This window comes from Nitrobacter vulgaris (genome assembly GCF_031453995.1).
Lineage (GTDB): Bacteria > Pseudomonadota > Alphaproteobacteria > Rhizobiales > Xanthobacteraceae > Nitrobacter > Nitrobacter vulgaris.
On the sequence record NZ_JAVDPZ010000076.1, the window covers coordinates 1 to 4,532 of the forward strand.

Sequence of the window (4,532 nt, forward strand, 5' to 3'; positions counted from 1 at the left end):
CTGAGACATATCTCAGCCCGGCCGACTCCGCTGCATCCTTAGGATCGACGATCGCCTGCTCGGCCGCGGCTGCGAACAAGGTTTTCCCCTTAGTTGCCTACAGCAGAAACTTGACGCGGTAGTCAAAGTTCCTGCTCAATCGATCCTATCCCTGTGCCGAGAGGCAAGCCGCGGCGAGGACCGTTGAGCCTTCCAAAGATAAAATTGGATGCTCTGTCGATTCCGACGAAAAGGCGCGATCGGCCCTCGGCGGTTTGGATCTCGGCGAGGTGGACCTCCGACAATCGGCTACCGCTTGTTTATAATCGGCGTCTTAGTCAGGACGAGCTGCGGTGTCGTGCCGCTCTTCCATGCGTCTGCCGCCGCGTCGGGCTGCGGCGCGGAGCTCGCCAAATCCTCGCGGGACTTTTTCGCTTGCGAGGTGTAGGTGCCCAGCTCCTTGTCCCGGCTCTTGATCATCTCGGGCTTGAGCTGGCCGTCTGCCGTGAAGCCCATCATCAGTTGCGGAATGCCGGTAGGAAGCGCGGAGTCCTTGTCTACCTGCCAAGTGTGCCACGTCTTCCCGTAGGTGGACACGAGCGTAGCCATGGCGATGTGCTGCACCGTCGCCGGTATTCCCGGCATCAGCAGCTCGCCTGCGAGCGCCTCGTGGCGGTGGCTGTGCCACAGCGCCTTCTCCTCCTCAGGCAGCGTCTTGAAGATGCGCTCCGAGACGATGTACTCGATGCCTATTAGCCGGGAGTGGGGCTCGTTCCCGTCATAGATGACGCACTGGTAGAATTCCTCGGTCACGTGGCTGCAATAGTGGTGCGCTTCGATCTGCCGACCCATGTCGTCGGCGTAGAAGTGAAAGCCGTTGAGATACATGTTGATCGCGCTGACGGGGCCGCGGCTCTGAAGAAGGTCCGCCCCCGCGCCGAGCATCGTGCTCTTGGCGGATTTCTCCCCGCCGGGAATGGCGCCGCCTTTCTCCGACTGCTGCGCGTGGGCGCGGCCGCAGGCGCATGAGAGGAAAGCCGCCGCCGATCCGGCGAGCCCGACAAACCCGCGGCGATTGAACGAGGGATATCTGAAAGCCATGGCGATGATCCGTGCGGTTGACTTGCCGAGCCGACAATCATCCGCGAACGTGATTGTTCCCCTTGGCTTGGGGGAGCCGGTCTCAGTCGGTCCTAATCCACACTGAGCCGAAGTGCTCGTGGCAGTACTACTGCACCGCTTAACGAGGAGGATATCGACGCCCTAATCGCGGCGCACTAATTTATCCCGATTTTAAATCTCCGTTCGAGTATTTCACGAGGTCAAGCACGACCCATTGCCTGATCGTTCAGCGCGGGGGTTCAGCTAATGTGTACTCGGCGCGCGAGTCGCATCACGTTTCCTAGCAATAGAATGCTCCTTTCGCTTCTTACCGGGCGGTCTCGCTTCGTAATCACCGGCGATCACAAGGGTCCAGTAAGTTCGCTTGCCGCTCGCGTCCTTGGCACTCGCAATCCCCACGCGGGACGCATTGTGCAACAGCAGGTTCTTGCGGTGGCCGGAAGAGCCGATCCACTGGCTAAGCGTTTGCTTGAAACCATCGTGGCCATAGGCAATGTTCTCGGCGGCACGCCCCGCTCGCGCCGGTGCGACCCGGCTGGTAAACGAACCCAGCGTCTCATGACTCAGTTCGTTCTTTGCCGCCATTGCTCGCGCTTGCTCCATGGCAATGCGGTCAAGAGTTTCATCACGCACGACGGCAACTTCGCCATGCATGAGCCGGAAGTTGGAGATCAGTTCTGCAGGCGACTCGCCGGCTAGTGCCGGTGAAGTCATTAGCAAAAAGACTGCGGCAGCTCTGCCAACACCTCGCTCTTTCATTCTCCCGAAGGACATGGGCTCACCACCATAGCTTCTCGGTGCGGAGGTTCGACGAATCCGCTCCTGGAGTTAGGGTGTTCGAGATCATGCACACTTCGACTGCGTCCCCAGGTCAGCGTTTGGATTTCCTTGACTTCGATTTCTTGGCGACCTTCTTTGCGGTCTTTTTCGCGCTCTTTTTTGGAGCAGATTTCTTAGTGGACTTTTTGGTTACCTTCTTGGCGGCTTTTCTACCGGCACTTTTCTTCGGTGTGGCTTTTTTGGAAGCTTTTGCTTTCTTCTTGGGAATGGCCGACTTCTTCGATTTCTTCCTAGCCTTCGAGACTGCTTTCACTGGAGCCCTCTTCTCTTTCTTAAATCGGTCCACAACCGCCTCGGCTGAATGCGCCAGCAGGGTGGTACTGCTTGCAATCAGGTTGCCGATGGCGTTGCCAATACCCTGTTTGGGTTCGTCGTCCTCTTCATCTGGCTTTTTCTCAGTATCCATGAGGCCCTCCACAATGGGGATAAGACTAGCCGATTCGACTTTAGCTCAATGGGGAAATAGCGCCTACATTGCTATAGAGCGTGTTTATGCACCAATAAGGGGTGGTTTCTCGGTGCAGTCGAGACGCCGGACTGAACCTGCCAGGCCCGTCGAGCCTACCCGCCTCGACAACCCCTCGCGCGATCCAGAGCCGCCTCGCCAGCGGGAAGTTTGTGATCCATTCTGATTGTTCGAGCGGGCTATAGACGAACGTCGCAGCACAAAGCGCCAGCGGATCCTGAAGGCCGGCAGCATTCAAATCGGCGCTGGCGGCGCAATCGATTGCACCGTGCGAAATTTATCCCAGTTTGGCGCAGCGCTCGATGTGCAAAGCCCGGTAGGAATTCCAGACGAGTTCATCCTGATCATACCGAACGACCGGCTGCGGCTTCCGTGTCGTGTAGCCTGGCGCAAAGCTGGGCGGATAGGAATCAGGTTCGGTTAGCCTGCATCTTCGAAATGATCCCTCTTGGAACCAGGGAAGCTGCCCGGCGAACGTCAGCTTTCGAAGGCAACGCCAATGAGATGTCGGTTTCGCCAAATCAGCCGGCATCGACGCGCTGTGCGAAATTTATTAAAGAAAATGTCAAAGACTGGGGCACGATGGCGAGCCGCGAGCGAAAGGCCAAGTCCAACCTCGGGACATCTACATCTCCGAACAGCATGAGGACAACTGGAGATGAAGGTCGATCAAGATCGTGCGGAACGACTTGAATGCTTGCGCGAGCCCTATCCAGGACAAGAGAGCGCGCCAAATCCACGAAATCGTGGACACAAACAGCAAGAGGCCGCGTTGTCCGTGACAAAGGGCGCTTAGTCCGTTTGCTAGCCTATTGTGCGAAACCTCTTTCCTTGTCAGCGGTCCGATGCGGAATTCCCATATGAATGCAGGGAACTGGATTTTCTGGGGGCCGTAAAATTCCCGACCAGCGGCACATCCGCGCCACCCATACCTAGCCACCGTCACCTTACCAGTCTGCCTCATACTGGCGCGGAACGAAACCTTGCCCCTTAGCTTCATTCGGTCTCATATTGCCGCGAGACGAGACAGGAGCACCGTTTGCCACGACATCCGATAGGCGACAGAGCAATGACCGGCGCGGAACGCGAGCGCCAATGGCGAGGGCTACGGCAAGAGCGTGGTCCAACGACAGCGGAGGCCGACGGATCGTCTCGGGAACTGATCAAGGCGCAGCACGAGATCGAGCGGCTACGCGCGCAACTGGCAGCGGCGACCAAGGCCGCGCCACCGGCTACCGCCGCGTTGCTCAGGGTGAAAATCGAAAACGACGAGTTGCGGAAACTGTTGGCTGCTTCCCGCAAGGCTGAGCCCGAACAGATCGCCGACTTGCGCCGGGATATCGAACGGCTGCAGGCAGAGCACACTCGCCGTGACGCGGCATCCAAGGTGACGGAGGCGGCAAGGGAGAGAGTTGCCAATGATCCTCGCATTGCTCAGCTTCAAAAGGCGAACAACGAACTTCGCAAAGAGATCGCTGCCATGCGTACGCACTTCGACAAGCAGCAGAGCCAGAAACAGGGCGTGATGAGCTTTAAGACAGTCTCAATGATATCAAAGGCCCTGCACCCCGACAGCAAGCCAAGCGATCACGACCGGGCGGAAGCCTTCAAGGCGTTCTCGGGATGGAAGGCCGACAGGAACGCGGCAGAGCGCTAAAGGAAGCGTGCAGAAACGCGACGACAAAGCGTCACGACTCAGTGCGACGTCGATGCCGAGATCGCTAAGCAGTATCTGCTTTGGGCGATCGAAATGATCGAAAGAGCTGGCAATAAGAAAACAGCCGAGCACGCCCGCAAGGCGTTGGAGGTGCTGTGCGAAGAGCGGTACCGAACTGATAAAAGCCAAGAGCCCAGAGCCTGACCTCGACACCGCCAGGTGCTCGACGGGACTTTGCCGAACGCTCTCGATGCGGTGCCTGATGGCAAAGGCTGCTTCCCCGGTGACGGGGCAATCGGGGTCCTTGGGAGAGCGATGCGGACGTCACGCAAATGCCACTATCGAAGCAACTGGTTCAAGTCGAAAACTTTAACTAGTGGATCGCGTCTGACATTTGAATCCGGGATGGGATTCCCATCTGACTGGATGCATGCGAGTCTGGCGCATGCGAACCGGAATTTTCATCAC

At 57.9% G+C, this 4,532-nt stretch carries 5 protein-coding genes; 2 read left to right on the forward strand and 3 right to left on the reverse strand.

The annotated features are described in order from the left end of the window. Positions 1 to 288: 288 nt before the first annotated feature. From GGQ85_RS20535 to GGQ85_RS20545, 3 genes are all read right to left on the reverse strand, one after another. Positions 289 to 1,080, reverse strand: a complete 792-nt coding sequence (locus GGQ85_RS20535) for an OBAP family protein (protein WP_309776058.1) — start codon at positions 1,078 to 1,080, stop codon at positions 289 to 291. A 264-nt stretch (positions 1,081 to 1,344) separates the two neighbouring features. Then, the gene (locus tag GGQ85_RS20540) at positions 1,345 to 1,815 is read right to left on the reverse strand and encodes a CAP domain-containing protein (protein ID WP_309776059.1); all 471 of its coding nucleotides are present in this window, start codon (positions 1,813 to 1,815) and stop codon (positions 1,345 to 1,347) included. Between the two features lie 157 nt (positions 1,816 to 1,972). Then, positions 1,973 to 2,347 (reverse strand): hypothetical protein, encoded by a 375-nt coding sequence (locus GGQ85_RS20545; RefSeq protein WP_309776060.1) that lies wholly within the window; start codon positions 2,345 to 2,347, stop codon positions 1,973 to 1,975. A 241-nt stretch (positions 2,348 to 2,588) separates the two neighbouring features. Here GGQ85_RS20545 and GGQ85_RS20550 point away from each other — a divergent pair, with 241 nt between their 5' ends. Both GGQ85_RS20550 and GGQ85_RS20555 read left to right on the forward strand, forming a co-directional pair. Next, entirely contained in the window at positions 2,589 to 2,831 is a 243-nt protein-coding gene (locus tag GGQ85_RS20550) for a PilZ domain-containing protein (RefSeq protein WP_309776062.1), read from the forward strand. A gap of 645 nt (positions 2,832 to 3,476) precedes the next feature. Beyond that, positions 3,477 to 4,064, forward strand: a complete 588-nt coding sequence (locus tag GGQ85_RS20555; RefSeq protein ID WP_309776061.1) for a hypothetical protein — start codon at positions 3,477 to 3,479, stop codon at positions 4,062 to 4,064. Positions 4,065 to 4,532 lie beyond the last annotated feature (468 nt).